Source organism: Croceibacterium selenioxidans (assembly GCF_018599195.1).
Taxonomy (GTDB): Bacteria; Pseudomonadota; Alphaproteobacteria; order Sphingomonadales; family Sphingomonadaceae; genus Croceibacterium_A; species Croceibacterium_A selenioxidans.
This window is the reverse complement of record NZ_JAHFVK010000001.1, coordinates 1654470-1681383: the sequence shown is the minus strand read 5'-3', so window position 1 is coordinate 1681383 and position 26914 is coordinate 1654470. Positions and strand designations below refer to the sequence as shown.

The window sequence follows — 26914 nt, the reverse complement described above, 5'->3', positions numbered from 1 at the left end:
GTTCACTCCTCTCGAATGCGGATGGGGAGGATGGCTCGAAGCGCGGGGCTGCGCAGCCAAAGACCGCCCCAGACCATGAGCGCGAGATACACGCCGAACAGCGTGTGAGTGAGCGGCGGGCTGCCGATACGCATGTGCGTGGCGATCGCTCCGCCGAGGTAGCCGGTGATCAGGATCGCTCCCAGGACCGCCGTGCGAGGCCAGATATACAGCAACGTGGGAACGAACAGCAGGAGGCCGAGGGTCCGTATCGTCACTGGGTCGAGCGACCAGCCGATGTCCGGACTGTTCGCCGCCACCATCGCCGGCGCCGCCAGCTTCGATCCGGCGTCGAGAAGCAGGAAGGCGGCGGCAAGACCGCTCAAAACCCTTCCGGCCCAGACTTGCGGAGATGCCGTCGTTTTGGATTGGGCCAGGCTCGCCATTATCGTTCTCCTCTCCCCGTCGGCCTCTCAGGCCCCTGCGTGCTCCGGAACCTCGGCCATGTTCATGTAGGCGTTTTCCCAGATATGGCCGTCGGGATCCTCGAAACTGCGACCGTACATGAAGCCCATGTCCTGCTTGGGAGTGGGATCGGCCTTGCCGCCTGCCGCAACCGCCTTGGCGACGATCGCCTCCACCTCCTCCTTGCTGTCCTGGCTCAGGGCCAGCAGCACTTGGGCCGACTGGTGGGCGTCTGGAATCTGCTTGGAAGTGAAGGTCTTCCAGAAGTCATGCCGCAGCAGCATGGCGACAATCGTGTCCGACCACATCATGGCCGCGGCCTGGTCGTTGGTGAACTGCGGATTGTTGGTGAATCCGATAGCCTCGTAAAAGCGCATCGAGGCGGGCAGATCCGTCACCGGAAGGTTCACGAAAATCATCTTGGCCATGGTTGATCCTTCTTATGCGGAGATTCAGTTCGAGTAAGTGAGCTTCGGGTACCAGTCCTTGCCGCGCCCTTGGGGCGTCCAGTCGAGGATGTTCCAAAGCGGCGTCGGGTCAGGCGCTAGATGGGGGTCGAATCCGGGGTCGGCCGTTTCGGAACCGCCTTCGGCTGCCCAGAACAAACGCACTTCCGGACCCTCGCGAGTCCAGACGAGCACGCCGGCGCCTTCGTTGCCATCGACTACCCAGTGGGTATCGCGCACGAAATCGTCGTCGACCGACTGATAGAACTTGAGGTTGCTCCATCCCCGCTCACGCGCGAAAGCCAACTGGCGGGCGACCGGCGAGCGACCGATGATGGCGAGCGCCAGCCGTTGCTCGATGTCAGGGGCGGGTACGTCCAACGAGCCTACGAACGACGTGCACATCGGGCAGGGCCGCGTCCGCTCGGGTCCGTACATCCACAAGTAGGTGAACAAGGTGTCGTGCGCGCCGAACAAATCGGCCAGGCCGACCTCGTTGCCCTGTTCGTCCAGGAAGCGGTAATCCTTCGCCGTTGGGCCCGGAGGAAGGGCCCGACGCTGCTCGGCCACTCGCTGGATCTGGCGGCGAAGGGCGATTTCCTCGCTCAGTAGCGCGGTGCGGGCTTGCCGGTAGTCGGCGCTCTCGCCTTGCCACCTCGTCGTGCTCGCTTCGGCCAGCTCAAGCGCCGGTTTCAGCGTGTCCCTGGACGGCAGTATTGCGGTGTCGCTCATTATGCAGCTCCTGTCCCGCTTCGTTGGTGCCGCGAATCGGCACTTGTTATTCGTGACCCATTGAGTTACTAAAAGCAACTATGAAGTTACAAAAAGAAACCGAGTCGCATGGCAAATGGTACCAGGACGCCTGCGGCACGGCCTTTGCGATGGAACTGGTCGGCGAGCGGTGGTCGATGCTGATCGTCAGGGAACTTATGCTTGGCGGTAGACGGTTTTCCGACTTGCGCGCCAGCCTGCCCGGAATTTCCGCCAAAGTGCTTACCGAACGACTGACCGGACTTGAGGAGGCAGGCGTGTTGACGCGCCGGAAGTTGCCTCCGCCGGCCGCGACGCAAGTCTATGAACTGACGGAGTGGGGCTATCTTGCGGAGCCCGCCATTCAGGAACTGGGGCGCTGGGCAGCGCGCTCGCGCGAGCACAATCCGCAACTGCCGCTTTCGCCGGTCAGCCTGATGCTGTCGATGCGTACCATGCTGGTGGCAGAGGCGGCGGAAGGGGTGGAGGCCAAAGTCGGCTTCGATATCGGAGGGGAGACGTTCCTCGCCCACCTTCATGATCAGCAATTGCCCGTTCGTCGCGGAGAGCTGGATGGGGCAGACGCGGTGATCCGCGCGTCAGCGCCGTTGCCGATCCTGCGCGTCATCTACGGCAAGCAGACTCTCGAAGCGATCGAAGCGGAAGGCGGCCTCAAGGTCGAAGGTGACCGCGAAGCCGCCCGCCGGTTCTGTTCCGTGTTCAGTCTGCCGGATAAGGTGGATTAGCGGCCCATCGCCGCGGCGAAGACTTCCTTTTCGATCTCCACGGCGGCTTTCCAGCCTGCGCGTTGCTGTACGCGTTCGAACCAGGCGGCGAGTTGCGGGTAGGCGGATGCGTCAAGCTCGAACCCGGTATAGCTGAGCGTGCGGATGACCGAAGCAACAGCAATGTCACCGACCGAGAAAGCTCCGTCGAGCCATTCGCCCGACACCGCGTCCTCGAGATAGACGAGGGGCTTCTTGATCGCTTCGTCGGCCGCCAGAGCGGCGGCCTCGTCACCCTCCGTGCCGAAAATCTGCGGACGCAGGAACCTGTTGAGCACGATCGGGGCACCGGCCGGGGTCAGCACGGTGTCGGCCACTTCCTCGAACCAGATCGCCCTGGAACGCGCCTCGGGCGAAGCAGGGAGCAGGGCGGGCTGGGGGTATTTGGCTTCGAGGTAAGTCACGATCGCGGTCGAGTCGGCCATCGTGAAATCACCGTCGCGGAAGGCGGGGATCTTGTGGAATGGGCTTACCGCCGAAAACTCCGGGTCCGGCTGGCCGGGATTGCTGGGCACCAGTTCGGCGTCGAGGCCCTTCTCCTTAACGGCGACAACCACCTTGCGTACGAACGGCGACAGCGGAAAACCGTAGATCTTCATGGATACCCTCCTTCAAGTGGCCGCTTGATGGGCTTTGCGTGTTGCAGGCACAAGTGCGTACGTCTACGCATCCCGGCGCGATGAACGAAATGACTACCAGCCACGCCAACTCCGGAACCGCCATGGCTGCGCCCGATCTCGAGATCGACGTGCGCGAGACCTTCGGCATTGATATCGACATGAAGGTCCCGGCCTTCTCCAAGGCCGACGAGCGCGTGCCTGATATCGACGAGACTTACGTGTTCGATCCGGACACCACGCTCGCGATTCTGGCCGGATTTGCCTTCAACCGCCGCGTGATGGTCCAGGGCTATCACGGCACAGGCAAGTCGACGCATATCGAACAGGTGGCGGCGCGCCTCAACTGGCCCTGCATCCGCATCAACCTCGACGCGCACATCAGCCGCATCGACCTGATCGGTCGCGACGCGATCGTGCTGCGTGACGGCCTCCAGGTGACTGAATTCCGCGAGGGCCTGCTGCCCTGGGCCCTGCAGCACCCGGTGGCCCTGGTGTTCGACGAGTACGACGCCGGCCGCCCGGACGTGATGTTCGTCATCCAGCGCGTGCTGGAGACCGAGGGCAAGCTCACGCTGCTCGACCAGAACCGCGTGATCCGCCCCAACCCCTATTTCCGCCTGTTCTCGACCGCCAACACGGTCGGCCTCGGCGATACCAGCGGGCTCTACCACGGTACCCAGGCGATCAACCAGGGTCAGATGGACCGCTGGAACGTCGTTGTCGGCCTCAACTATCTGCCGGCTGAGACCGAGCGGGAGATTGTCTCGGCCAAGACCTCGCTCGATCCGAAGCTCGTGGCCGATATGATCCGTGTGGCAGACCTGACGCGCCAGGGTTTCATCGGTGGCGACATCTCCACGGTGATGAGTCCGCGTACAGTCATCACCTGGGCGCAGAACACCGAGATATTCAAGGACCCCGGCTTCGCCTTCCGCCTCACCTTCCTCAACAAGTGTGATGAGGCGGAACGGATGCTGGTGGCGGAATATTACCAGCGCGTATTCGGCGTAGATTTACCCGAAAGCGTCGTCGGCAAGGCGTGAAGCCTCTCGTCAATCCTGTGTTAATCCTGTAACACAGTAGGCGATGGACATGCTGTCGCGGGGATCGGTCAAGGAACGTCGGGCGGGAATCTGGCCATGGTCGCGCCGGGCCGAGCCCGCGCGCTCGCAGGCGGAGTACATCTCCTACGGTCCCGATTACGACGAGCCTGATGCCCGCGATGCGCGCGAATGGCTCGACGAGCAACTTGCGCCCAAATCTAAGCCACGGACCCGATGGTGGTGGATCAAGCGTGGCCTGCTCGTCTGCCTGGCCGTGTTCCTGCTGCTGCTCGCCTGGCTGGCGATCACCGCTCCGCTCTCAAAGTCGCTCCAGCCGATTGCTCCGCCGCAACTGACGCTGCTCGCTGCCGACGGGACACCGATCGCGCGCAACGGCGCCATCGTCGACCAGCCGGTCCAGGTAAGTGAGTTGCCGCCCCATGTGATCCAGCCGTTCATCGCCATCGAGGACCGGCGCTTCTACAGTCATTGGGGCGTCGACCCGCGCGGCGTCGCCCGGGCGCTTTGGTCGAACATCACGACAGGGCGCACGCAAGGCGGCAGCACGATTACCCAGCAGCTCGCCAAGTTCACTTTCCTCACGCCCGAACAGAACCTGACCCGCAAGGCGCGCGAGGCGCTGATCGCATTCTGGCTCGAGGCGTGGTTGTCGAAGGACGAGATTCTCGAGCGCTACCTCTCCAACGCCTATTTCGGCGACAACGTTTACGGTCTGCGCGCCGCCTCGATGCATTATTTTTACCGCAAGCCCGAGAACCTCAAGCCGGAGCAGGCGGCGATGCTCGCCGGGCTGTTGCAGGCTCCTTCGCGCCTGGCGCCGACCGACAACCCGAAACTCGCCGAAAAACGCATGCGGATGGTGATGCGGGCCATGGTCGAGGCGGGCTACCTGACCCAGGCGCAGGCCAATGCGCTGCCGACCCCCCGAGTCGACGTACGAACCAAGAACGACCTCCCGACGGGAACTTATTTCGCCGACTGGGCCTTGCCCGAGGCGCGCCTCCATTCAGGCGTGAGCTACTCCAGTCAAACGGTCAGGACGACGCTCGACTCCCGCTTGCAGGCGGCGGCCCGCCGGGCCATCGAACGCGCTCCGCTCGGCGATGCCCAGGTCGCGCTGGTGGCGATGCGCACCAATGGTGAGGTCGTGGCGATGATCGGCGGGACAGACTACGCCAAGTCGCCGTTCAATCGCGCGACGCAGGCTCGGCGCCAGCCAGGCTCGACCTTCAAGACCTTCGTCTGGCTCGCCGCGCTCGAGGAGGGCTGGGAGCCGGACGACAGGATATCCAACCAACCGATCGAGCAGGGGTCCTATCGCCCGCGCAATGCCGGCGGGCGCTATTCGGAAACCATCACGCTGGCCGATGCTTTCGCGCAGTCGAGCAATGTCGCGGCCGTTCGCCTGTGGGGCGAGGTCGGCGACAAGGCGGTGATCGATGCGGCTCGCGAACTTGGCGTCACCTCTCCGCTAGCCAGCGGCGACCCCAGCCTGGCTCTCGGCACGTCTACCATGACACTGATGGAGCTGACCGCCGCCTATGCCGGAATTGCCGCCAATGACTTTCCAGTGAAACCGACCGCGATCAAGGCCGAGGAACCGGGCTGGCTGGAGACCTGGTTCGACGGCCGCTCAAGCCTGTCGGAAAGCGAACACGCGGACATGGAGGCCATGCTGCGCCAAGCGGTCAACCGGGGCACCGGGCGGGCAGCAACGCTCAACGGCCCCAACTTCGGCAAGACCGGGACCAGCCAGGACAATCGTGACGCGCTGTTCGTCGGCTATGCCGGGGACCTGGTGGTCGGAGTGTGGATTGGCAACGACGACAACACCCCGCTCAACGGGGTCTATGGTGGCGGGCTTCCGGCGCAAATCTGGAAGGACTTCATGCAGCAGGCGCTTGGTGAGCGCGCGGCCCCGCAACGCCCGCGTCCGACGCCGACGCCCGATCCGAGCGGGCCGGTGCAGCAGCTCGACTTGCCCGACCTCGGCACTATCCCGCTTGGCGATGGCAACGCGACGATCGGGGTTCAGAACGGCGGTGCGGTGATCTCCGGCGATATCCAGGGCGTGCCAGTCGACCTGCGCATCGACGAGCAGGGGGTTCGGATTAACGCCGACCCGCGCAATCGCGAGCGGCCGGTAGCTCAGGCGACACCGACAGCGACACCCTGATCCTCTCCGAGACAAGCTCGGGGTGGATCAGATGTCAGGATACTTCGCCGCGACGAAATACAATCCCTGAGCCGGCGCGTTCAGCCCCAACGCTGCGCGGTCGCGGGCCGCGAGAGCATCGGCCACCTGCTCGACGCTCCACTGCCCAAGGCCAACAAGTCCTAGAGTGCCCACCATCGAGCGGACCTGATGATGCAGGAAGCTGCGCGCTTCGGCCTCGATGCTGATCAGGTCGCCCTCGCGCCGCACGTCCAGTCGGTCGAGAGTCTTCACCGGATCGTTCGCCTGGCAATGAACCGAGCGGAAGGTTGTGAAGTCATGCCGCCCCACCAAGACTTGCGCCGCGCGGTGCATGGCCTCGGCGTCAAGCGGACGCGTCACGTGCCACGCCCGCCCACGGTCGAGCGTCAGCGGAGCGCGGCGATTGCGGATGCGATAGAGGTAGCTGCGGCCCAGGCAGGAGAAGCGCGCGTGCCAGTCCCCCGCCTTGGGTTCGCACGCCAGCACGGCAATAGGCTGCGGCCGGAGGCGAGCGTTGAGCGCCTCCATCAGGCGGAACGGAGCGATGTCCTTCTCGATGTCTACGTGGCTCACCATACCGAGTGCATGGACCCCGCTGTCGGTACGTCCGGCGCTATGCATCGTCACCGTTTCCCCGGTCACTTCGCGCACGGCGCGTTCGACCTCGGCCTGGATGGAAGGGCCGTGGTCCTGCCGCTGCAGGCCCATGAACGGGCCTCCGTCGAATTCGAGGGTGAGGGCGAACCGCGTCACCTCAGGACAGTTCCCACCGGTACCTGCTTGCCACGCAGGAAGTCCGTCGCGCTCATCGCGGGCTTGCCGGCACGCTGGACCGTCACGGCCCGCATCGCCGCATCGCCGCAAGCGACCGTAAACTCTTCATCCAGCACCGTCCCCGGCGCTCCATTCACTCCGACGACCCGCGCACGAAGCACCTTGATGCGCTCGCCATCAAGCTCGAGCCATGAGCCGGGAAAAGGCGCGAAGGCGCGCACCTCGCGCTCAAGCAACTCGGCGGACTTACGCCAGTCGATCCGGGTTTCGGATTTGTCGATCTTGGCGGCGTACGTCGCCCCGAGGGTTGGCTGCGGCTCGGGCCGAAGCTGGTCGAGCTGCGCGAGGGTATCGACCATCAGCCTCGCGCCGATCTCGGCCAGTTCCTCGAACAGCTCGCCGCTGGTCTTGTCCTCCACGGGGACCCGGGCTGTCGCGAGCATCGGGCCGGTATCCAGCCCTTGCTCCATCTGCATGATGGTGACGCCCGTCACGTGATCTCCGGCAAGGATCGAGCGCTGGATCGGCGCCGCGCCCCGCCACCTGGGCAGGAGCGAGGCGTGCACATTGAGACAGCCCCGCACCGGCCCTTGAAGGATCGGCTGAGGAAGGATGAGGCCGTAGGCGACAACCACGGCGATCTCCGGCTCCAGCGCGAGAAAGTCTGCCTGCGCTTCCATGTCGCGCAACGTGAGAGGATGGCGCACCTCGATGCCGAGGGCGTCGGCGGCCTGTTGGACCGGAGAGGGCTGCAGCTGCTTGCCGCGTCCCGCGGGGCGGGGCGGCTGGGTGTAGGTGGCCAAGATCTCGTGCCCGGCCTCGTGCAGCGCGGTAAGCGTCGGCACCGAAAAGGCCGGGGTGCCCATGAAGACTATGCGCATAGGGTCCCTTCCTCTTCGCCCGGCTTGGCCCTATCTCCCGCTCCATGGCATCGCAAGAGATCGAGGCGCTCGCGGGCGCATTGGCCCGCCTGCCCGGCCTTGGCCCGCGTTCGGCCCGGCGGGCGGTGCTGTGGCTGATCAAGCGGCGCGAGACGGCGCTGGTCCAGTTATTGGATGCTCTGGAGAACGTGCGGGTCTCGCTGGTCGAATGCCGCACCTGCGGCAACGTCGACACGCAGGACCCGTGTGGCATCTGCGCGGACCCGCGCCGTGATTCCCGCCAGCTTTGCGTGGTGGAAGATGTCGCGGACCTCTGGGCGCTCGACCGAGCGCGGCTGTTCACGGGCCATTACCATGTCCTGGGCGGCCGGCTCTCCGCGCTCGACGGCGTGCGGCCGGAGGATCTTTCGATCGGAAAACTGATCGAACGCGTGGCCGCGGGCGGGATCGACGAGGTCGTGCTCGCCATGAACGCCACCCTCGAAGGCCAGACCACCGCACATTACATAGCTGATCGGCTTGAGGCCTATCCGGTACGTATTACCCAGCTCGCCCACGGTCTGCCCGTCGGCGGTGAACTCGACTATCTCGACGAAGGCACCCTGGCCCAGGCATTGCGGGCGCGGAGGCCGGTGGGATGAAACGCAACTGGATCGTCGGGGGCTGGCTCATCGCCATGGTCGCCTCGGCGCTTCCATCGCTGTGGATGTCCCTTGACCTAGCCGAGCGCAATCCGCTGCAGATATACGTCGACCCCGCGACGGGCCGTCCCACGGCGCAACTCTACTGGCAGTTCTTCAGGTGGTGGCTGCCGATCGCGATTCCGGTCAGCTTGCTGGCCGCCGCTTGTATGTTCCTTAACCGCCCGGCGGACCGGCCGTAAGGTTGTGACTTTGCGCGCAGGCGTTCACTTGTCGTTCGGGGCGAAAATGCTTATTTGCGCGCCATGGCTATCCGCGAAATCCTCGAAGTGCCGGACTCCCGGCTGAAAACCGTGTCGACCCCCGTCGAGAAGTTCGACGACGAGCTCAAGGTGCTCGTCGAGGACATGTTCGAGACGATGTATGACGCCAACGGCATCGGCCTGGCGGCAATCCAGGTCGGCGTGCCGCTGCGCGTGCTGGTGATCGACCTCCAGCCCGAAGACCCGGATGCCGAGCCCGAGGAATGCACCGCGCATGGCGGGCATCACCACACGCACCAGCCGCTCAAGAAAGAGCCGCGGATATTCATCAACCCGGAGATTCTCGACCCGGCGGACGAGTTGAACGTCTACCAGGAAGGCTGCCTTTCGGTCCCCGACATCTACGCCGATGTCGAGCGCCCGAAGACGTGCCGGGTCCGCTGGCAGGACCTCGAAGGCCAGGTGCACGAGGAAGAAATGGACGGCCTGATGGCCACGTGCATCCAGCATGAGATGGACCATCTCGAGGGCATTCTGTTCATCGACCACCTGAGCCGGCTCAAGCGTAACATGGCGCTCAAGAAGCTTGAGAAGTTGCGCAAGGCGGCCTGACGCCGCTGGGAGGTTCAGGCCTCCGCGTGAACTTCCTGGTTGAGCATGATCAACGCTTCCCGGCAGTCGACCGAACATTCACTGCACATGGCTGCGCAACGGTGACAGTGCGCATGGTCATGCGTCTCGCATTCCGCCCGGCAGATGTCGCAAGCTTCGATGCAGGCGGCCAGCATGGTGCGGATGAGCTGACGGTTATGGTCGGTCCGGCGGCTGGCCACGCGGTAAGTCGCGGTACAGACGTCCGAGCAATCCATGCACAAGCGGATGCATCGGCGCATGTCCATGTCCTCGGCCGAGCAGGCATCGGCGCAGGAATTGCAGATCGCCGCGCAGTGCATCGCGTGCCTGACCGCCATTCCCAGAGAAGGATTGTCTTCGCCGCCGACCTCCGGGTGCTCGGCAATCATCTTTTCGATCGACATCGTTAGCTCCTTTCCCGTGAAGGGAGCGAACGACAGGGCGGGGCGTTCCGGAATTGATTTACGAAAAGGGCCGCCCCTTGGGGAGCGGCCCTTCGATTTCACACCGAGTGAATCGGCTCTTAGAACAGACCCTCGATCTGGCCGTTCTCGAGCCGGATGTGTTCTGCGCTCGGGACCTTGGGCAGGCCGGGCATGGTCATGATGTCGCCGCAGATGGCGACGATGAAGCCGGCGCCCGCCGCCAAGCGCACTTCGCGCACCGGCACCGTGTGGTGGCTCGGCGCGCCGAGCTTGGTCGGGTCGGTGGTGAAGCTGTACTGGGTCTTGGCCATGCAGATCGGCAGGTGACCGAAGCCGTCCTTTTCCCACTGGTGCAGCTGGTTGCGGACCGAGGAGTCGGCGATCGCTTCGTCCGCGCGGTAGATGCGCGTGGCGATCGTGTTGATCTTCTCGAACAGCGGCATGTCAGACGGGTAGAGCGGGGCGAACTGCGACTGGCCGCTCTCGGCGATCTCGACAACTCGCTTGGCCAGCTCTTCGGTGCCGGCGCTGCCGTTGGCCCAGTGGGTGCAGACGAAGGCTTCGCTGCCAACTGCGGCGACCGCTTCCTTGATCGCCTGCACTTCGGCCTCGGTGTCGGTGATGAAGTTGTTGATCGCGACGACTGCCGGCACACCGAACTGCTTCACGTTCTCGATGTGGCGCAGCAGGTTCACGACGCCCTTCTTCACCGCTTCGACGTCTTCCTTGCCGAGGTCGGCCTTGGCGACGCCGCCGTTCATCTTGAGCGCGCGCACGGTGGCGACGATCACGGCTGCCGACGGCTTGAGGTCCGCCTTGCGGCACTTGATGTCGAAGAACTTCTCCGCACCCAGGTCAGCGCCGAAACCGGCTTCGGTCACGACATAGTCGGCGAGCTTGAGCGCGGTCTTGGTCGCGGTCACCGAGTTGCAGCCGTGGGCGATGTTGGCGAACGGGCCGCCGTGGATGAACGCCGGGTTGTTCTCCAGCGTCTGCACCAGGTTCGGCTGGATCGCGCTCTTGAGCAGCACGGTCATCGCGCCATGGGCGTTGATGTCGCGAGCGCGCACGGCGGTCTTGTCGCGGCGGTAGCCGATGATGATGTTGCCGATCGACTCCTCCAGGTCCTCGATCGAGGTGGCGAGGCACAGGATCGCCATGATTTCCGAGGCGACGGTGATGTCGAAGCCGGTCTCACGCGGGTAGCCGTTCGAAACGCCGCCCAACGAGTTAACGATCTGGCGCAGGGCGCGGTCGTTCATGTCGAGCACGCGGCGCCAGGTGATGCGGCGGGTGTCGATCTCGAGCGCGTTACCCCAGTAGATGTGGTTGTCGATCATCGCGCTGAGCAGGTTGTGCGCGCTGGTGATCGCGTGGAAGTCGCCGGTGAAATGGAGGTTGATGTCCTCCATCGGCACGACCTGGGCATAGCCGCCGCCAGCCGCGCCGCCCTTGACGCCGAAGCACGGGCCGAGGCTCGGTTCGCGCAGGCAGACGATCGAGTTCTTGCCGATGCGGTTGAGACCATCGTTGAGGCCGACCGAGGTGGTGGTCTTGCCTTCGCCCGCCGGAGTCGGGTTGATGGCGGTGACGAGGATCAGCTTGCCGTCTTCCTTGTCCGCCTGCTGGTTGATCCAGTCCATGGCGATCTTGGCCTTGAAGCGGCCATAGGGCTCAAGCGATTCATCGGGGATGCCCAGGCGGGCGCCGATTTCAGTAATCGGCTTCATCTTGGCTGCGCGGGCGATCTCGATATCGGTGGCCATCAGGCGTCCTCTTCCGGTTTCTGGCCCGCCAGGTGATGCGGGCGTTAATGGGTCGCGAATTTTCGCAATCACGAAATTTTCGCAATCACGAATTTGTATGTGGCCCATACAATCTTACGGGCGTGATGCTCAAGCGCGAATCTTGCGGCGGTGCGTGATGATCGGGGGATCGAGCGGGCCGCAGCCTTGCAATGTTGGATTTTCCCGAATAGGTTCTCTTTTCGTTCTCAATTCCCGGAGGTTTGGTGGAACCGCTTCTCGTCATACTGATCGCACTTGGCGCCCTGGTGACCGGTGCCGCGCTCGGCTGGTTCGCCGGATCGCGCCCGGTCGCGGACTGGAAGGCGCGCCATGCGGAAGTCGATGGGATGGCCAAGGAGCGGGACGGACAATTCAAGCAGGCCGCGGCGGAGCTTGGTCAGGCGCGGATCGAAATCGCGACGCTCAAGGCCAATGCCGAGAACTTCGACAAGCAGATCGCGCAGTTGAACGAGGCGCGCGCCGAACTGCTTACCCAGTTCAAGGCGGCGGGCAGCGAAGTCCTGTCGAAGGCACAGGAGGATTTCCTCAAGCGTGCCGAGGAACGGTTCGGCAATTCGGAAAAGGCCAACAAGGAAGCGGTCTCCGCGCTTCTCGAACCGGTCAACCAGCGGCTTAAGAGCTACGAGGAGCAGGTCCGCGCCCTCGAAAGCCAGCGCGTCGATGCGTTCGGTCAGTTGACCGGGCTGATCCAGTCGATGCGAGAGGGGCAGGAGGCTGTACGGGCAGCGGCGCAACAACTCGGCAACAGCCTGCGCAATGCTCCGAAGGCCCGCGGGCGCTGGGGCGAGCAGCAACTCAAGAACGTTCTCGAACAGTGCGGCCTGGCCGAGCATACCGACTTCGTGACCGAGCATTCGGTGGAGACCGAGGAAGGCCGGTTGCGCCCCGATGCGATCGTGCGCATTCCCGGCAACAAACTGCTGGTGATCGATGCAAAGGTTTCGCTCAACGCCTACCAGGAAGCGTTCGAGGCGGCCGACGATGCCGAGCGCATCCGCCACCTCGATCTGCACGCGGCCTCGATGCGCAACCACATCCAGACGCTCGGTGCCAAAAGCTATCAGAGCCAGTTCGAGGAAGCGCCTGACTACGTGCTGATGTTCGTGCCGGGCGAGCACTTCATCGCCGCCGCGCTCGAACACGATCCGCGCTTGTGGGACTTCGCTTTCGAGCGGCGGGTACTGCTGGCGAGCCCGACCAATCTCGTCGCCATCTGCCGCACCGTCGCGCAAGTCTGGCGGCAGGACGGGCTCGCGCGCGAGGCCCGTGAGATCGGCCGCATGGGCGGCGAGCTTTACGATCGGCTCGCGGTCTCCGCCGAGCACCTCAAACGGGTCGGTTCGGGGCTGGAAACCGCGGTCGGCAACTACAACAAGTTCGTCGGCAGCTTTGAGCGCAACGTGCTCTCGGCCGGGCGCAGGCTGCGCGAGAAGCACATCGAGATCGGCAAGCGGGAGATCGACGAGGTACCTGTCATCGAAAGCGCACCCCGTTATGGCGCGGCAGACGATGTGCCGACACCGCGCCTGGTCGACACCTCGGACGATGACGAGGTCCGGAGCGCGGGATGAGGCTGAGGCTCGCGCCAACCCTGCTTCTCCCAATCCTGCTTTGCCATTCCGAAAGCGCGCTCGCCGAAAGCAAGTGGGCTCCGCAAGATACGTGCTCCGAAGTCGAAGGAGCCAGGTCGTTTCTCGACAGCCTCAAGACGGCCGTCGAGACGCGCGACACCGATGCCGTTATCGCGCTGGCAACAGATGACATTCTGCTCGACTTCGGGGGTGGGGCGGGGGGCACAGAACTTCGCTCGCGGCTCGACGATGGTCTGTGGGGTGAGCTCGACAAGCTCCTGGCTCTCGGTTGCGTGGTCAATCCCGGTGGCGACCTGACCTTGCCTTGGATATTCGAACAGGATCTCGGCGATGCGGATCCGTTCAGCACGATGCTGGTTGTCGCGCGCGACGAGCCGGTCCGGGCGGAGCCGAGCGCATCGGCGCGGGTGATTGCAACCATTTCGTGGGATCTAGTCGAGGTGGCTTCGCTCGATTCCGAGCAGCCGTTTCAGGCTGTTACCCTGGCGGATGGCCGCGAAGGCTACGTTGCGACCGGAAGGCTTCGCTCAATCGTCGATTATCGCCTGATTGCGTCACGTGTGGGTGGGCAGTGGAAGATCGCAGCGCTGGTAACCGGGGACTAGCGAGCAGACGGGTCAGACCTTGAGGTTCGCCAACACTTCGTAAGCCAAAACCGCGCCCGCCACCGCAGCGTTGAGGCTGTCTGCTCTCCCGCGCATCGGCATGGTCACCCGCAGGTCGCAGGCGATCTCGTACTCTTCGGGAAGCCCGCGCGATTCATTGCCCACCAGAATGAAGCACGGCGCGGCATAGGGCGCCTCGCGATAGGGCAGGGCATCCCGCAGGCTCGCCGCGACGAGTTGTCCGGCCCCGGAACGCAGCCACGGCAGGAACTCCTCCCAGCGGGCCAGTGCCACCTGCTGCGTGAAGATCGCCCCCATGCTCGCACGCACTGCTTCGACCGAGAACGGGTCGGCACTGTCGTCGAGCAGAATAAGCCCGCCGGCCCCAACGGCGTCCCCGGTCCGCAGCATGGTGCCGAGATTGCCGGGATCGCGCAGCGATTGCGCCACGAGCCAGATCGGCGCGGCGCCGCGGTCGAGTGCTGCCAGGGAAGTGTCGAATTCCGCAAAGACTCCGGCGATCGCCTGAGGATTGTCCTTGCCGGTGATCTTCGAAAGAATATCCGCGCTGGTCTCGACAATCTCACCTCCCGCGCGCTCTACGTCCGCCTCCAGCGCATCGAGCAGCGGATGGGGATCACGCCCCTCGGCCATGACCAGCATCTCGGGAAGCCGACCACATTCGCGCGCGTCGGTGAGCAACCGCAGGCCTTCGGCGAGGAACTTGCCCTCGCGCTTGCGATGTTTCTTGTCCCTCAACGAGCGAAGGTACTTCACCGTTGGGTTGGAAAATCCGGTTATCGTGCGGCGCATGATGGGGGCGAACTGGCTGGCGAAGGGTCAGTCCTCGCCGAAACCGTCCATGACCAATGCGGCGAGTTCTTCAAGCCGCTGTTCGGCCTCGGCCCCACTGACGCAAAGGCGGACAGTATCGCCTTTGGCAGCGCCGAGCATCATCAGGCCCAGGATCGAACCGCCGGCGGCACAATGGCCGTCCTTGGAAACGCGAACATCGCTTCCTTCCATTCCGGCCACGGCTGCGACGAACTTGGCGCTCGCACGAGCGTGAAGCCCGCGCTTGTTGACGATCATGACTTCGCGGCAGGTCTCTCCCAAGCCCCTGTCTCCCTCGGATCCTGTCACGCCTCCTGGCCGAGAAACTCGGAGGCGATTGTTATGTAATTGCGTCCGGCGTCACGCGCGGCCCGGGCCGCCGAGGCGAGGTCCATGTCCTTGCGCGCGCCAGCCAGGCGAATGAGCATGGGCAGATTGATCCCGGCAATGACCTCGGTCTTGCCGCTCTTCAGCAGCGAAATCGCGAGATTGGAGGGCGTGCCACCGAACAGGTCGGTGAGAAGGACTGCTCCGCTGCCGGAATCGACTTGCTTGATGGCCCTGGCGATTTCCTTGCGGCGCGCCTCCATGTCGTCGTGCGGGCCGATGCAGACGGTAGCGACGTCGACCTGCTTGCCGACGACATGCTCCATCGCGTGGACAAACTCCTCGGCCAATTGGCCGTGGGTCACCAGAATCATACCAATCATTTGGGGCAGCGACTCACGAAAAACGGGCGCGCAATCTGGACGATCCCTTGCGTCCGGACCAAAAACAAACAGGTCACGACTGTTGCGGCCCTTCGATCATTTCGGCAGTCCGCGACCCTAGGTTGCGGTGCAGCACAGTGGGCGAAAACCCTCCTTTACGCAAGGCCTCGGCTATACTTTCAGCGACAAACACGGACCTATGCCTGCCACCGGTGCAACCGAAGGCGATGTTAACATAGGTTTTTCCCTGTGCCGAATACCGCGGGAGCAGCTCCAGCAGCAAGTCGCGGATGCGAACGAAGGCCGACTCGAAGGCCGGATCCTTGCGAATGTGGTCGCCCACTTGCTTGTCCAAGCCGGTTTGAAGCCGCAGTTCCGGGTCCCAGTGCGGGTTATCGAGAAACCGCACGTCGAACACTAGGTCTGCCACGGGGGGCATGCCCCGGGCAAAGCCGAAGCTCGAAACCGTGATGGTCATATCCCGTGGGGCGTTCGCAGCAAAAAGCTCGCGCACGCGCTGCTGCAGGTCATTGCTGGAGAAATGCGTCGTGTCGATCAGTACGTCGGCCCAGCGCCGCAAGGGTGCCAGGAGTTCCCGCTCGGCCGCTATGCCCATCGCAACCGGAAGGTCGTGGGCGAGGGCATGTCGCCGTCTCGTTTCGTTGAAGCGCCGCTCGAGCTCGTGGCCCGAACAGTCCAGAAACAGCGTGGTGACGGCAATGCCGTCGCGATCGATGAGCTTCTTGACCAGCTCGATGATGGTTTCCGGGACAAACCCCCGGGTGCGGCAGTCGAAGCCGATCGCTAGCGATTGTTCGGTCGGTTCGGTGCCGACCAGGCGCTGGAGCAGGCGGACCGGGAAGTTATCGATAGCTTCCCAGCCAAGGTCTTCGAGTTCGCGCAGGGCGGTCGACTTGCCGGCGCCGAGCATGCCCGTGACCAGGAGAATCTGCTGCCGCTTAGGTGACTCGCTGGACATCCGACACGCTTTGCCCCTCTAAGTAACACTTGTGAAGTGGGCCGATCAGGGCGTCCCGTGCAGGGTCAGAGCCCACTCAGCTCGCAGCGCCAGCGCCGGATTGGCAGGATAGAGTCGGACGAACGGGATCCTGACGCCGTGCAGCGTGATGGATTCGACCGTATCGGGCAGGCGCGGCGCGCTCGAATCAAGTTGGACGATCAGCGCGATCGGGGCGGCCTCGGCGGGCAAATTGAGGAGGCCGACATTGCGGATCTCCAGCAGGCCGGTGATGAGCGGTGGCGGCAGGGCCCACAGGCGGCCTTGGCGGACTTCCAGCATCACGCCGTCATCACCGACGAGAGTCGCTCCGCGGTCGATCAGCGAGAGCGCTAGAGTCGACTTGCCGCTTCCCGGCGGCCCTTCGATCAACAGTCCGCGCGACTTGATGGCTACGCTGGTAGCCTGGTGAGGGACCGGGATCATGCCGCCGGTAAGTCCAGCACCAGGCACGCGCCTGTTGCCGCATCCGGGCGATCGGTGACGTAAAGCGCGCCGTCGTGGGCTTCTGCGATGGTCCGGGCGATGGCCAGCCCCAGGCCGCTGTGATCGCCGAAACCCTCTGTTTCGGGACGTGAGGTGTGGAACCGGGCGAAGACCTTCTCACGCGAGCCTTCCGGTATGCCGGGGCCCTCGTCGCAAATCGCGGCCCGGACCGTGTCGCCTTCGCGATATACGTTCACATGGATGGTCCCCCCAGGGGGCGAGAACGATACGGCGTTGTCGAGCAGATTGTCGATCACGCGCTCGAGACGGATCGGCACGCCGCTTACCAGGCCCGAACCGCTTTGCCGGATTTCCACCGTCCTCGCCGCGTTGAGGCCGCGGTCCTCGCGGGCCTTGACGACGTTGCTGATGAGCGTGGCCAGATTGAGCGGCTCGAAAGTCGCGCGGCTGAGCTCCGCGTCGATCCGGCTGGCTTCGGCTATCTCGGTTACCAGGCGGTCGATGCGACGCACGTCGTGGGCGGCGATCTCGTGCAACTGATCGCGCAGGGCCGGGTCCTTCACCTTGGGGAGAGACTCGATGGCACTCCTCAGGGAGGCGAGCGGGTTCTTGATCTCGTGCGCCACGTCGGCGGCGAAAGCCTCGACGCCGTCGATACGCTGGCGCAGGGCAATGGTCATGTCCGACACGGCGCGCGCGAGGACGCCGATCTCGTCCCCGCGTTGCTGCATCCGGGGGACCTCGACTTCGCGTTCTCTCCCCAGCCTCACACGCACGGCGTCGCGCGCCAGGCGGCGGAGCGGATCGATGATCGTGCGCGCCAGGAATAGCGACAGCACGATCGAGATGACGAGCGACACGGCAAAGAGAATGAGCAGCGAAGTGCGGGCATCGCGGACGGCGGCGGTGATGTCGCTGGCGTTTCGCGTGGTCAGCAAGCTCGCGCCGTTAAGGCCGACAGGCGCCGCGGCAGTGATCACGGGGGTCCTGTCGGGGGCCAGCCGCAATTCGATCTGGGTCAGGCCCTGCTCGCGAGCCCGGACCAGCTCCGGCCAGGCGTCCGCACCCTGCTCCTTCGGCTCGACGAAGGGGGGCACGGAGCGGGCCCCGACCAGGAAGTCCACCGTCGTGTCCAGAGCCCTGGCAAAGTCCTGAGGGAACGGCGCCGACACGGGATCACCCAGTTGAAACGACGGCTTGGCCAGTTCGAAGCTGTCGGCCCAGAGGTTGCCTTCGGCGTCGTACATGCGCAGCCGCATGTGCTGTTCCTTGCCGATCTGGATGAGCAGCGCTTCCTGCCGTTCGCGGGTGGCGCCGGCGAGCGCCTCCGCCGTGATCTGGGCTTCGATGCGCGCCAGCTTGAAGCGCTCGTCGAGCAATTGCCGGCGATAGGAGTCGAGGAAAAAGAGGCTGCCTGCCAGCAGCAGCAACGGGATCAGGTTCACCGCGAGGATGCGGGAGGTCAGCGAGGCGTTCGACGTGAAGGGAAACCAACGCCCGACGCGGCGTTCGTGCGGCTCCGGTTCAACCATCTGAGAAGCTGTAGCCTGCGCCGTAAAGCGTCTCGATCGCGCTGAATTGCGAGTCGACGACGCGGAACTTCCGTCGCAGGCGCTTGATGTGACTATCGACGGTGCGGTCGTCGACGAAGACGTCATCGGGATAGGCGGCATCCATAAGCTGGTTGCGGCTCTTGATGACGCCCGGCCTCTGGGCCAGCGCTTCGAGGATCAGGAATTCGGTCACGGTCAACGAGACCGGCCGATCCATCCACATGACCCGGTGACGTGACGGATCCATCCGCAGACGCCCCCGCTCGATCATCGGACCGTCCGGCGTATCCTCTTCCCCAGGTTCGGCGCCCGGATCGCGGAGAGACGAGGCGCGGCGCAGGATAGCGCGGATACGCGCGAGCAAGAGACGCTGGCTGAACGGCTTGGCGATGTAGTCGTCGGCGCCCATCGCCAGGCCTGCTTCTTCGTCCTGCTCTTCATCCTTGCTGGTCAGGAAGATGACCGGCAAGTCGCTTGTCTCGCGCAGCCGCCGTAACAATTCCATGCCGTCCATGCGGGGCATCTTGATGTCGAAGACGGCGAGGTCTGGGGGATTCTCGGTCAGCGCCTTGAGGGCGGCCTCGCCATCCGAATAGACGCGGGTAGCATACCCTTCGGCCTGCAGGGCGATCGACAGAGTCGTCAGGATATTCCGGTCATCATCGACCAGCGCGATGCTGCGCTGTAGTTCGACCGGTGCGGGGTCGCCAGGCGCCTGTTCAGCCATCATTCCGCCGGTCCAGAGAGCTATTCATCGCGTTCGGGTTACCGCGTTAGTCCTGAGGAGACAATTGGAGCTGGCGAATTTCGCAAATGGAATCCGCATAAACTATTGAAATGTAGGATTTCAGATTGCAGATGGACCGACGCAAAGGCTCTTGGTTCCCCGGTTTGACGGCGAACCGTTCGCCGACTATGCGCACGGATCAAGACTTGCCGCCTTATTGGGGGAGCGGCCTCGTATTGCGATTTTCGAAGGGAGACCCCTTAGTGACCAGTTCGCTTACCGTTCCGCTGTCGGCGCAGGGCATCAAGACTGACGCGGTAATCCTCGCCAACCTTGGTACTGCGGCGCTCGTCGAGCAGGCCGTCGCCAATGGCGAAGGTCAACTTGCGAAGCATGGGCCGTTCGTCGTTCAGACCGGCAAACACACTGGCCGCTCTGCGAAGGACAAGTTCATCGTCCGCGACGCCGAGACCGAGAGCACCGTGTGGTGGGGCAAGGTCAACGTGCCGATGACGCCGGAGCACTTCGCCGCGCTCAAGGAAGATTTCTTCGCCGCGCTCGGCACGAAGGACAAGCTTTACGTGGCCGACCTGTTTGGCGGTTCGCAGCCGGAATACCGCGTCAACGTGCGCGTGATCAACGAGCTCGCGTGGCACAACCTGTTCATCCGGACGCTGCTGGTGCGCCCGAGCAAGGACGAACTCGCTTCGTTCGCGCCCGAATACACCATCATCGACCTGCCGAGCTTCCGCGCCGATCCTGAGCGCCATGGCAGCCGCAGCGAGACGGTCGTGGCGGTCAACCTGAGCGAGAAGCTGATCCTTATCGGCGGCACGGCTTATGCCGGCGAGATGAAGAAGAGCGTGTTCGGCATCCTCAACTACCTGTTGCCGGCGAAGGGCGTGATGCCGATGCACTGCTCGGCCAACGTGGGGCCCGACGGCAAGACCGCGGTGTTCTTCGGCTTGTCAGGCACCGGCAAGACCACGCTCTCTGCCGATGCCAGCCGCACTCTGATCGGCGATGATGAGCATGGCTGGTCGGACACCGCCGTATTCAATTTCGAAGGCGGTTGTTACGCCAAGATGATCCGCCTTTCGCCCGAGGCGGAGCCGGAAATCTACGCGACCACCCGTATGTTCGGCACCGTGCTTGAAAACGTGGTCATGGACCCCGAGACCCGCGAACTCGATTTCGACGACGCCAGTCTCGCCGAGAACAGCCGTGGTGCCTATCCGATCGAGTTCATCCCGAACACTTCGGAGAAGAACCTCGGTCCTGTTCCCGCGAACGTGGTATTTCTCACCGCCGACGCCTTTGGAGTGCTGCCGCCTGTGGCGCGCCTGACGCCGGACCAGGCGATGTACCACTTCCTCTCGGGCTACACCGCCAAGGTCGCGGGCACCGAGATCGGAGTGACCGAACCGGAAGCGACTTTCAGCACCTGCTTTGGTGCGCCGTTCATGCCGCGTCATCCCTCGGTCTACGGCAACCTGCTCAAGCAGCGCATCGCTAGTGGCGGTGTGCAGTGCTGGCTGCTCAACACCGGTTGGACTGGGGGCAAGTACGGCGTCGGCAAGCGCATGCCGATCAAGGCGACGCGCGCGCTGCTCAATGCTGCGCTCGATGGCAGCCTGAACAATGCCGAATTCCGCCAGGATCCCAACTTCGGCTTCGAAGTTCCGGTGGCTGTGCCAGGGGTCGACAGCGCAATCCTCGATCCGCGCGAGACATGGGCGGACAAGAACGAATACGACCAGACCGCCGCCAAGCTGGTGCAACTGTTCGTGGAAAACTTCGCCCAGTTCGAAGCCCACGTCGACGAGGGCGTGCGCAAGGCCGCTCCGCAAGCGGCCTGAGCCGACTCGTAAACGTATCCCGTCCGTCCTCGTCCCGGGGGCGGACGGTTGTCTTTAAGGTTAATCGCCGCGCCACAAGTGCGAAGACACGCGAAGGTCGCCGAGAGGCTTCACGGCATCGTCAATTCGAGGCTTTGGCTGGACAAATGACGATCACCTGAAAGGGAAGGCGGTTTCACTGCGACCGCTTCTTCTTTGCGGTCTCTGCGATCCTGTTGAGGTGCTCCAAGTGGAGCAACGGCACCGAAGAGATTGATAGATATTTCTGAGAAAAGGGCGCGTCCCATCTCAGCTCTTGACCACGTTATGGTTACCCGAGATCTAGGGGTTTCTCCCTGGACGGTGGAAAACTGCCCGTGCGAGGTCCGCCGTTAGTTCAAATTAAACCATCCCGATTTACACATTGACCGAGACTTGGGGTCGACAGGCGGTCAATGGCAGTTCGGAGCATTCTCAAAGGGCTTACGGGCGCAGTTTCAAGCCGCGCCGATAGCGGACCCGATCACGGTGACGTTGCCGTCATTCGAGCGGGGGATGCCGACCGCCGATTGCAGGTACTCGATGAATTCGAAAAGGCCGGCATGGGCTGGATCTGGGCGACCGATGCGGAGGGACGCCTGATCTATCTCTCCGAAACAGCAGCGGAAAAGATCGGGCGACCCGTCGATTTGCTCCTCGCAAGGCCGCTTGTCCTGCTGTTCGAGACGGATCCAGACAATCCCGACGACAAGAGCGAAAGGCCGCTCAATTTTCAACTCAACGCGCACAGCAAGATCAATGACCTGACCGTGCGCGTCGTCCTCGATGGTGGCAGTTCTCGACCGGCATGGTGGTCGCTTTGCGGCCATCCCAAGTTCGACAAGGGCGGCAAGTTCGAAGGATATCGCGGCAGTGCCAAGGACATCACTGTCGAATACGAGCGCAAGCTGATCGACTCGCGCATGGCCGAATACGATGCTCTCACCGGGCTCGCCAACCGCCATCGCATGGTTCGCAGGCTCGATAGCATTCTCGGCGCCTACAGGTCTGCGAAGCGCAGCTGCGCGCTGATGATGCTCGACCTGGACCGCTTCAAATACGTCAACGACACCATGGGGCATCAGGCGGGCGATGACCTGTTGCGCCAGGTCGCGGAGCGGCTGCGAAATATCGTCGGTGATCGTGGCGAGATTGGGCGACTGGGCGGAGACGAGTTCCAGATCATCCTTCCGGATCTCGATGACCGCGGCAAGCTCGGCGAACTGGCCGACAAGGTCATCCAGATCGTCTCCCAGCCCTATCCGATCGACGGCAAACGCGCGATCATCGGCACAAGCGTTGGCATCGCCATTGCTCCCTATGACGGTATCGAACGCGAGGAAATCACCAGGGCATCCGACCTAGCCCTGTACGCGGCCAAAAACGGCGGGAGAGGGCAGTTCCGCTTCTACTCGTCCGACCTCAGGGACGAAGAGGAAGAGCGCGCGCTCCTGCTCAAAGACTTGCGCGAGGCCCTGGCTTCCGAACAGCTTCAGCTTCATTACCAGCCGGTTGTCAGGACCAGCGATCACGTGGTCGTCGGTTTCGAAGCGCTGATGAGGTGGGAACATCCCGAACGTGGGCCGGTTTCGCCTGACATTTTCATCCCAGCGGCCGAAGAATCTAACCTGATCAATCAGTTGGGCGAATGGGCGCTCCGTCGTGCCTGTGCCGACGCCGCCTCGTGGCCAGAAACTGTTCGCGTGGCGGTCAACGTGTCGGCGGTCCAGTTCAACAACGTGAACTTCGTCTCGGTGGTCACCAACGCGCTCGCCGCTGCGGAAATGACCCCAGATCGGCTCGAGCTTGAGCTCACCGAGAGCGTATTCATGGGGGACAGCGAACAGACCGATCGAACCTTCCAGTCCCTCAAGCATCTGGGGGTGAGGCTGGCGCTGGATGATTTCGGTACCGGCTACTCTTCACTGAGCTATTTGCGCTCTGCCCCGTTCGACAAACTCAAGGTCGACAAGAGCTTCGTCGATTCCTGCACCCAGAAGGACCAGAACAGCGCCAAGATCATTACGGCGATCATCGGCCTGAGCGACGCCTTGGGGATGGAAACTACGGTCGAGGGTGTCGAGGCTTTCGACCAATTCCACCTGGTTTGTGAGAAGGGCGCCAAATACATCCAGGGCTGGATCTATTCCAAGGCCTTGCCGGCTTCGATCGTCGCCGAGCGCATGCGTAGCGGCGAACTAAAAATTGAGCCGAACGGCCCCGAGATTCACCGACCGGAGCGACGCTCTGTATTTCGCCGTGTCGGGGTGATTCACGACGATCACCGTTACGAAGCGGTGATGCGCAACCTTTCCAGGACCGGCGCGATGGTGGAGGGCCTTGTAGGCGTTCCCGTGGGCACGGGCCTGGTGCTCGACCTGGGCGAAGGCCAGCTTGCGGTGGGCATTGTGAACCGAAGCGAGGACCTGATGATCGCCATCGAGTTCGAGACGCCCTTGGTCGGAGACGGGGCGGGTGGCCTATGCACCCGCCACCGCGTTTCTCCCTACGCGCTTGCGGCGGCGGGCATGCCGCTCGCAGCCTTGCCTCCGGGCCACTATCCCCTGGCCCTGAACGAAGGGGGCAGGAAGTCGAAGCCGCAATTCATGCAGGTTGTCGTCGCCGGCATGGGATGACCGGGGTACCGCGCTGGATCTAACCCCACGAATTTCTCCGACTTTTCAGCCCTTCTCGTAGGATTCCGCGTCCCGTACTACGGGAAAGCCCTGATGGTCGTTAGACCCATGGAATGGTCAACCTCCCTTGCCGCTCCTCAGGGGGCGTAGTGGCAATCGCGGGGAAGGAGAGCCCATGACTATCGGCAGACGCATGGCGGCGGAGGTTATCGGGACCTTCTGGTTAGTATTCGGTGGGTGCGGCAGCGCTGTCTTGGCGGCGGCGTTCCCTGAAGTGGGAATCGGCCTGCTCGGCGTGGCCTTGGCGTTCGGACTTACCGTGCTGACGATGGCCTTTGCACTCGGCCACGTATCGGGAGGGCACTTCAATCCGGCCGTGACGCTAGGCCTGTGGGCGGGCTCGCGCTTTCCCGCACGGGACATTCCCTATTACGTCGTGGCCCAAGTGATCGGCGCAATCGCGGCCGCCTACCTGCTGTTCTGCATCGCGAGCGGCTCTCCAGACTTCGATCTGGCGACCAATGGCCTTGCCGCAAATGGTTTCGGCGCGGGATCGCCGGGGGGCTATTCGCTTGCCGCGAGTTTGATCATCGAGATCGTTTTGACTGCCGGTTTCCTGATGGTGATCCTCGGAGCGACGGACGTCAGGGCGCCAGCGGGATTTGCGCCGATAGCTATCGGGCTCGCTCTTACGCTGATCCACTTGATCAGTATTCCGGTGACGAACACCTCGGTCAATCCGGCCCGTAGCACAGGACCCGCGCTAGTCGTGGGCGGCCTGGCACTTCAGCAACTGTGGCTGTTCTGGGTAGCGCCGTTAATCGGTGGTGCGATCGGTGGCGGGCTCTATCGGGCGTTGTTTTCTGAGCCGCCCCGGCCGATGTGAGGTTTGGCGTGATCTGCATGGTTGTGCCGCGATTAGGCGCCGGTTTCGGGCATTTAGTCACAAAAACAAAGCGGATCACCTCACTATCCTGCAGTCTTCGCAACAGGACGGGCTGTCGTGCCAAGCACGAAGCTGGGACATGAGGGGTAAATCGACTTGGCCGACAAAGGACAGGGCCATCTGCCAGCGGATGCGAATTCCGCGACCGCGCCGAACGGGACAGTCGACCGACTTCCCGGCTTGGCGCATGAGCTGGCCAACCTTGTGCAGGCGGTGAGCGGCAACCTTGAGCTGCTCGGCCGCGGCTCGCTGGATGAAACGTCGCTCCGCTATCTTAGCAATGCCCAGATGGCTACCCGGCATCTGACCGAACTGACCATCGGGCTTCAGTCGACAATGCCGAGCCGGCTCAGGACGCGCAGGTAGCGATCACGCTTTCTCCGAGGCAATGTAGCGGTCGATGGTCTTCGCCAGAACGTCGAGCGGCACGTTGCCGCCCTGGACCACGGCCTCGTCGAAATCGCGCAAATCGTAGGCAGGGCCGAGCGCTTGCTGCGCCCGCCCGCGCTGGCGGACGATCTCGGTGTGGCCCACCTTATAGCCGCAAGCCTGGCCGGGCCACGAGCAGTAGCGATCGACTTCGCTTTCAACCTGCTCGCGCTTGTTGCCGTTGCGCTCCATGAAGAACGCGATGCCCTGCTCGCGCGTCCAGCGCTTGGCGTGGAGGCCGCTGTCGACCACCAGGCGGCAGGCGCGGAAGGCCTGGTCCTGGAGGTATCCGAGCCGCCACGCCGGGTTTTCGTCGTACGCGCCGAGCTCGTCGGCCAGCTGCTCTGCGTAGAGGGCCCAACCTTCCGAATAGGCGTTGAACGAGAGGATCGAGCGGATCAGCGGGAGCTGGTTCGAATATTCGCCCTGCCAGACGTGGCCCGGGATGGCTTCGTGATGGACGAGGGTGGGGACGTCGAACTTGCGGTGCAGGTCAGTGGTCCGCAGGTTGAGCCAAACCTTGCCGGGGATCGAGCCGTCAACTGAACCGGCCCCGCCATACGCGGTCGGAGCGCCAGGCTCTTCCGCAAGCGGCAGACGCCGCACTTCGAGGTTGGCACGCACCAATGTGCGGAAAGCGCGGGGCATCTGCGCGCGGATCCACGAAATGCGCTCCTGGACGAATTCCATGATCTCCGCCCGGCCGGGATCGTCCGGCGCGAACTTGAACCGCGGATCGGTACCGAGCTGAGTCATCCGGGTTCCGACCGGCCCCTCGGTATAGCCGAGACTGCGCAGGATCGGGTCCATCCGCGAGTGGATCTCGTCGAGCTGGGCCAGGCCCATCTCGTGAATCTCGTCCGGCGTCATGCGGGTAGTCGTGCTCGCGCGGAGGGCCCAGGCGTACCACTCGTCACCGCCGGGCTGCGACCACATGCCAGCGTCGGTGTCTGACTTTCCGGCCTGGCGCTTCAATTCGGTGAGTTGATGCTCGAGCGCCGTGGCAATCGGCCCTTTGACTATGGCCGAGGCCCGCTTTTCCCAATCGCCCGCGATATTGCCCTCTGCTGCGCGGCGGGTGAGGGAGCTGACCATCGAACCGCCTGACTTGGCGTCCGCGACCGAGGCTTCCATCTGGGTGATAGCCTTGGCCAGCAGGAACGACGGGGGGATGACTCCCAGGCCGGCGGCCGAGCGGATGCGTTCGAGTTCGCCGTCGAGGTTGGCCGGTATCTGCTCCAGGCGCGAGACGTAGGCCTCGGCGTCTGCCGCATCGCGCACGGGATGATCGGCATCGAGAAAGCGCGGATAGTCGATGTAGCCGCCGACGTTCTGAATCACGACATAGGGCGCGTTGCGCCAGCCCCCCACGGCCACGTCGCCATAGGGAAGGGCAAAGCCATCGAGCGCCGTCGAATAGGCGCTTTCCACCACCTCGAAGCTGGTCCTGGTCGAGGGATCGAGCTTCGAAGTGTCCGTCGCTCGCACCCGGGCGAGATCGGCGCGCAGGGTTGCGGCCAGCGTCTCAACCGCGGCGGGCGTAGTGCCGCCCAATCGGCCGCGCATATAGGCCCGGTTACCCACGTCGAGGCCAAGCCCGGTCGCCCCAGTCGGAGATTGTTCGAGCAGGTTCCACGCCACATCGTTGAGCAGCGTGGTCGCGTCGGCCGGCGAGGTTTGGGCAGAGGCCGCCGACCAGGCGGGCAGCGCCAACATCGAGGCACCGACACCAAGCGTGGCGAGCGCCTGGCGGCGGGTGATGGTTTCATTTGAAATGGGCATGGCGGGTTTTTGCGGCCGAGGATCGAG

28 protein-coding genes are annotated in these 26914 nt (G+C 63.7%); 12 read left to right on the top strand and 16 right to left on the bottom strand.

All coding sequences use genetic code 11. The annotated features are described in order from the left end of the window. Nucleotides 1-2 precede the first annotated feature (2 nt). The 3 genes from KK137_RS08230 to KK137_RS08220 are packed head-to-tail and all read right to left on the bottom strand — an operon-like array spanning nucleotide 3 to nucleotide 1622. Nucleotides 3-425 (bottom strand): DoxX family protein, encoded by a 423-nt coding sequence (locus KK137_RS08230; protein ID WP_214535644.1) that lies wholly within the window; start codon nucleotides 423-425, stop codon nucleotides 3-5. Between the two features lie 27 nt (nucleotides 426-452). Then, the gene (locus tag KK137_RS08225; protein ID WP_214535643.1) at nucleotides 453-872 is read right to left on the bottom strand and encodes a VOC family protein; all 420 of its coding nucleotides are present in this window, start codon (nucleotides 870-872) and stop codon (nucleotides 453-455) included. Nucleotides 873-896: 24 nt separating this feature from the next. Beyond that, nucleotides 897-1622: a DUF899 family protein gene (locus KK137_RS08220; RefSeq protein WP_214535642.1), complete on the bottom strand. Its 726-nt coding sequence runs from the start codon at nucleotides 1620-1622 to the stop codon at nucleotides 897-899. A gap of 80 nt (nucleotides 1623-1702) precedes the next feature. Here KK137_RS08220 and KK137_RS08215 point away from each other — a divergent pair, with 80 nt between their 5' ends. Continuing rightward, nucleotides 1703-2386, top strand: a complete 684-nt coding sequence (locus KK137_RS08215; RefSeq protein ID WP_250893625.1) for a winged helix-turn-helix transcriptional regulator — start codon at nucleotides 1703-1705, stop codon at nucleotides 2384-2386. Here the strand turns inward: KK137_RS08215 and KK137_RS08210 are convergent. Next, nucleotides 2383-3024 carry a glutathione S-transferase family protein gene (locus KK137_RS08210; protein ID WP_214535641.1) on the bottom strand — a complete coding sequence of 214 codons (642 nt, stop codon included), beginning with the start codon at nucleotides 3022-3024 and terminating at the stop codon, nucleotides 2383-2385. The genes KK137_RS08215 and KK137_RS08210 overlap by 4 nt on opposite strands. An 80-nt stretch (nucleotides 3025-3104) precedes the next feature. Here KK137_RS08210 and cobS point away from each other — a divergent pair, with 80 nt between their 5' ends. Both cobS and KK137_RS08200 read left to right on the top strand, forming a co-directional pair. After that, a complete protein-coding gene (cobS, locus tag KK137_RS08205) occupies nucleotides 3105-4088 on the top strand; it encodes a cobaltochelatase subunit CobS (RefSeq protein WP_214535640.1) in 984 nt (327 codons plus the stop codon). A gap of 43 nt (nucleotides 4089-4131) precedes the next feature. Further along, nucleotides 4132-6285, top strand: a complete 2154-nt coding sequence (locus KK137_RS08200; protein ID WP_250893624.1) for a transglycosylase domain-containing protein — start codon at nucleotides 4132-4134, stop codon at nucleotides 6283-6285. Between the two features lie 27 nt (nucleotides 6286-6312). On the opposite strand, the gene truA is transcribed toward KK137_RS08200, so the two are convergent. Both truA and fmt read right to left on the bottom strand, forming a co-directional pair. Beyond that, nucleotides 6313-7059, bottom strand: a complete 747-nt coding sequence (gene truA / locus KK137_RS08195) for a tRNA pseudouridine(38-40) synthase TruA (protein ID WP_214535639.1) — start codon at nucleotides 7057-7059, stop codon at nucleotides 6313-6315. Beyond that, entirely contained in the window at nucleotides 7056-7961 is a 906-nt protein-coding gene (gene fmt / locus KK137_RS08190; RefSeq protein WP_214535638.1) for a methionyl-tRNA formyltransferase, read from the bottom strand. Before fmt ends, truA begins: the two co-directional genes overlap by 4 nt. A 44-nt stretch (nucleotides 7962-8005) precedes the next feature. Here fmt and recR point away from each other — a divergent pair, with 44 nt between their 5' ends. The 3 genes from recR to def all read left to right on the top strand — a co-directional run bounded on the left by recR (nucleotide 8006) and on the right by def (nucleotide 9477). Further along, nucleotides 8006-8602 (top strand): recombination mediator RecR, encoded by a 597-nt coding sequence (gene recR / locus KK137_RS08185; protein WP_214535637.1) that lies wholly within the window; start codon nucleotides 8006-8008, stop codon nucleotides 8600-8602. Next, on the top strand, nucleotides 8599-8844 hold the full coding sequence (locus KK137_RS08180; RefSeq protein ID WP_214535636.1) for a hypothetical protein: 246 nt from the start codon (nucleotides 8599-8601) through the stop codon (nucleotides 8842-8844). The genes recR and KK137_RS08180 overlap by 4 nt, the downstream gene beginning before the upstream one ends. A gap of 63 nt (nucleotides 8845-8907) precedes the next feature. Continuing rightward, nucleotides 8908-9477, top strand: coding sequence for a peptide deformylase (gene def, locus KK137_RS08175; RefSeq protein WP_214535635.1), 570 nt, complete (start codon nucleotides 8908-8910; stop codon nucleotides 9475-9477). 14 nt (nucleotides 9478-9491) lie between these two features. Here the strand turns inward: def and KK137_RS08170 are convergent, their stop codons facing one another. Further along, nucleotides 9492-9902: a four-helix bundle copper-binding protein gene (locus tag KK137_RS08170; protein ID WP_214535634.1), complete on the bottom strand. Its 411-nt coding sequence runs from the start codon at nucleotides 9900-9902 to the stop codon at nucleotides 9492-9494. A 119-nt stretch (nucleotides 9903-10021) separates the two neighbouring features. Then, nucleotides 10022-11689 carry a formate--tetrahydrofolate ligase gene (locus KK137_RS08165; protein WP_214535633.1) on the bottom strand — a complete coding sequence of 556 codons (1668 nt, stop codon included), beginning with the start codon at nucleotides 11687-11689 and terminating at the stop codon, nucleotides 10022-10024. A gap of 245 nt (nucleotides 11690-11934) precedes the next feature. Here KK137_RS08165 and KK137_RS08160 point away from each other — a divergent pair, with 245 nt between their 5' ends. Together KK137_RS08160 and KK137_RS08155 are read left to right on the top strand one after the other, a co-directional pair. After that, the gene (locus KK137_RS08160; protein WP_214535632.1) at nucleotides 11935-13302 is read left to right on the top strand and encodes a DNA recombination protein RmuC; all 1368 of its coding nucleotides are present in this window, start codon (nucleotides 11935-11937) and stop codon (nucleotides 13300-13302) included. Next, nucleotides 13299-13928, top strand: coding sequence for an SH3 domain-containing protein (locus tag KK137_RS08155; protein ID WP_214535631.1), 630 nt, complete (start codon nucleotides 13299-13301; stop codon nucleotides 13926-13928). Before KK137_RS08160 ends, KK137_RS08155 begins: the two co-directional genes overlap by 4 nt. Before the next feature lie 12 nt (nucleotides 13929-13940). Here the strand turns inward: KK137_RS08155 and KK137_RS08150 are convergent, their stop codons facing one another. From KK137_RS08150 to KK137_RS08120, 7 genes are all read right to left on the bottom strand, one after another. Further along, nucleotides 13941-14741: a TrmH family RNA methyltransferase gene (locus tag KK137_RS08150; protein ID WP_214535630.1), complete on the bottom strand. Its 801-nt coding sequence runs from the start codon at nucleotides 14739-14741 to the stop codon at nucleotides 13941-13943. A gap of 27 nt (nucleotides 14742-14768) precedes the next feature. Continuing rightward, nucleotides 14769-15044: an HPr family phosphocarrier protein gene (locus KK137_RS08145; protein ID WP_420829317.1), complete on the bottom strand. Its 276-nt coding sequence runs from the start codon at nucleotides 15042-15044 to the stop codon at nucleotides 14769-14771. A 23-nt stretch (nucleotides 15045-15067) separates the two neighbouring features. After that, the gene (locus KK137_RS08140; RefSeq protein ID WP_214535629.1) at nucleotides 15068-15472 is read right to left on the bottom strand and encodes a PTS sugar transporter subunit IIA; all 405 of its coding nucleotides are present in this window, start codon (nucleotides 15470-15472) and stop codon (nucleotides 15068-15070) included. A 73-nt stretch (nucleotides 15473-15545) separates the two neighbouring features. Beyond that, on the bottom strand, nucleotides 15546-16451 hold the full coding sequence (rapZ, locus tag KK137_RS08135; RefSeq protein WP_214535628.1) for an RNase adapter RapZ: 906 nt from the start codon (nucleotides 16449-16451) through the stop codon (nucleotides 15546-15548). 45 nt (nucleotides 16452-16496) lie between these two features. Next, nucleotides 16497-16916 (bottom strand): HPr kinase/phosphorylase, encoded by a 420-nt coding sequence (locus KK137_RS08130; protein WP_214535627.1) that lies wholly within the window; start codon nucleotides 16914-16916, stop codon nucleotides 16497-16499. Continuing rightward, on the bottom strand, nucleotides 16913-18469 hold the full coding sequence (locus KK137_RS08125; RefSeq protein ID WP_214535626.1) for a sensor histidine kinase: 1557 nt from the start codon (nucleotides 18467-18469) through the stop codon (nucleotides 16913-16915). Before KK137_RS08125 ends, KK137_RS08130 begins: the two co-directional genes overlap by 4 nt. Continuing rightward, nucleotides 18462-19217, bottom strand: a complete 756-nt coding sequence (locus KK137_RS08120; RefSeq protein ID WP_214535625.1) for a response regulator transcription factor — start codon at nucleotides 19215-19217, stop codon at nucleotides 18462-18464. The genes KK137_RS08125 and KK137_RS08120 overlap by 8 nt, the downstream gene beginning before the upstream one ends. A 263-nt stretch (nucleotides 19218-19480) precedes the next feature. Between KK137_RS08120 and KK137_RS08115 the strand changes: the two genes are divergently transcribed. The 4 genes from KK137_RS08115 (at nucleotide 19481) to KK137_RS08100 (ending at nucleotide 25042) form a co-directional block, all read left to right on the top strand. Continuing rightward, nucleotides 19481-21076, top strand: a complete 1596-nt coding sequence (locus KK137_RS08115; protein ID WP_338028008.1) for a phosphoenolpyruvate carboxykinase — start codon at nucleotides 19481-19483, stop codon at nucleotides 21074-21076. 434 nt (nucleotides 21077-21510) lie between these two features. Further along, nucleotides 21511-23730 carry a putative bifunctional diguanylate cyclase/phosphodiesterase gene (locus KK137_RS08110; protein ID WP_214535623.1) on the top strand — a complete coding sequence of 740 codons (2220 nt, stop codon included), beginning with the start codon at nucleotides 21511-21513 and terminating at the stop codon, nucleotides 23728-23730. Between the two features lie 175 nt (nucleotides 23731-23905). Further along, nucleotides 23906-24616, top strand: a complete 711-nt coding sequence (aqpZ, locus tag KK137_RS08105) for an aquaporin Z (protein ID WP_214535622.1) — start codon at nucleotides 23906-23908, stop codon at nucleotides 24614-24616. Between the two features lie 156 nt (nucleotides 24617-24772). Beyond that, a complete protein-coding gene (locus KK137_RS08100) occupies nucleotides 24773-25042 on the top strand; it encodes a hypothetical protein (RefSeq protein WP_214535621.1) in 270 nt (89 codons plus the stop codon). A gap of 3 nt (nucleotides 25043-25045) precedes the next feature. Here the strand turns inward: KK137_RS08100 and KK137_RS08095 are convergent, their stop codons facing one another. Further along, nucleotides 25046-26887, bottom strand: a complete 1842-nt coding sequence (locus KK137_RS08095; RefSeq protein WP_214535620.1) for a DUF885 domain-containing protein — start codon at nucleotides 26885-26887, stop codon at nucleotides 25046-25048. Nucleotides 26888-26914 lie beyond the last annotated feature (27 nt).

Bases quoted from the DNA above. Each gene is read 5' to 3' on its own strand.
- fmt (WP_214535638.1), bottom strand. From the start codon at position 7,961: ATGCGCATAGTCTTCATGGGCACCCCGGCCTTTTCGGTGCCGACGCTT.
- recR (WP_214535637.1), top strand. From the start codon at position 8,006: ATGGCATCGCAAGAGATCGAGGCGCTCGCGGGCGCATTGGCCCGCCTG.
- KK137_RS08210 (WP_214535641.1), bottom strand. From the start codon at position 3,024: ATGAAGATCTACGGTTTTCCGCTGTCGCCGTTCGTACGCAAGGTGGTT.
- aqpZ (WP_214535622.1), top strand. From the start codon at position 23,906: ATGACTATCGGCAGACGCATGGCGGCGGAGGTTATCGGGACCTTCTGG.
- KK137_RS08110 (WP_214535623.1), top strand. From the start codon at position 21,511: ATGGCAGTTCGGAGCATTCTCAAAGGGCTTACGGGCGCAGTTTCAAGC.
- KK137_RS08125 (WP_214535626.1), bottom strand. From the start codon at position 18,469: ATGGTTGAACCGGAGCCGCACGAACGCCGCGTCGGGCGTTGGTTTCCC.
- KK137_RS08215 (WP_250893625.1), top strand. From the start codon at position 1,703: ATGAAGTTACAAAAAGAAACCGAGTCGCATGGCAAATGGTACCAGGAC.
- KK137_RS08225 (WP_214535643.1), bottom strand. From the start codon at position 872: ATGGCCAAGATGATTTTCGTGAACCTTCCGGTGACGGATCTGCCCGCC.
- KK137_RS08150 (WP_214535630.1), bottom strand. From the start codon at position 14,741: ATGCGCCGCACGATAACCGGATTTTCCAACCCAACGGTGAAGTACCTT.
- KK137_RS08140 (WP_214535629.1), bottom strand. From the start codon at position 15,472: ATGATTGGTATGATTCTGGTGACCCACGGCCAATTGGCCGAGGAGTTT.
- KK137_RS08095 (WP_214535620.1), bottom strand. From the start codon at position 26,887: ATGCCCATTTCAAATGAAACCATCACCCGCCGCCAGGCGCTCGCCACG.
- KK137_RS08170 (WP_214535634.1), bottom strand. From the start codon at position 9,902: ATGTCGATCGAAAAGATGATTGCCGAGCACCCGGAGGTCGGCGGCGAA.
- KK137_RS08220 (WP_214535642.1), bottom strand. From the start codon at position 1,622: ATGAGCGACACCGCAATACTGCCGTCCAGGGACACGCTGAAACCGGCG.
- KK137_RS08200 (WP_250893624.1), top strand. From the start codon at position 4,132: ATGGACATGCTGTCGCGGGGATCGGTCAAGGAACGTCGGGCGGGAATC.
- KK137_RS08155 (WP_214535631.1), top strand. From the start codon at position 13,299: ATGAGGCTGAGGCTCGCGCCAACCCTGCTTCTCCCAATCCTGCTTTGC.
- KK137_RS08230 (WP_214535644.1), bottom strand. From the start codon at position 425: ATGGCGAGCCTGGCCCAATCCAAAACGACGGCATCTCCGCAAGTCTGG.
- KK137_RS08180 (WP_214535636.1), top strand. From the start codon at position 8,599: ATGAAACGCAACTGGATCGTCGGGGGCTGGCTCATCGCCATGGTCGCC.
- KK137_RS08130 (WP_214535627.1), bottom strand. From the start codon at position 16,916: ATGATCCCGGTCCCTCACCAGGCTACCAGCGTAGCCATCAAGTCGCGC.
- cobS (WP_214535640.1), top strand. From the start codon at position 3,105: ATGAACGAAATGACTACCAGCCACGCCAACTCCGGAACCGCCATGGCT.
- KK137_RS08120 (WP_214535625.1), bottom strand. From the start codon at position 19,217: ATGGCTGAACAGGCGCCTGGCGACCCCGCACCGGTCGAACTACAGCGC.
- def (WP_214535635.1), top strand. From the start codon at position 8,908: ATGGCTATCCGCGAAATCCTCGAAGTGCCGGACTCCCGGCTGAAAACC.
- rapZ (WP_214535628.1), bottom strand. From the start codon at position 16,451: ATGTCCAGCGAGTCACCTAAGCGGCAGCAGATTCTCCTGGTCACGGGC.
- KK137_RS08165 (WP_214535633.1), bottom strand. From the start codon at position 11,689: ATGGCCACCGATATCGAGATCGCCCGCGCAGCCAAGATGAAGCCGATT.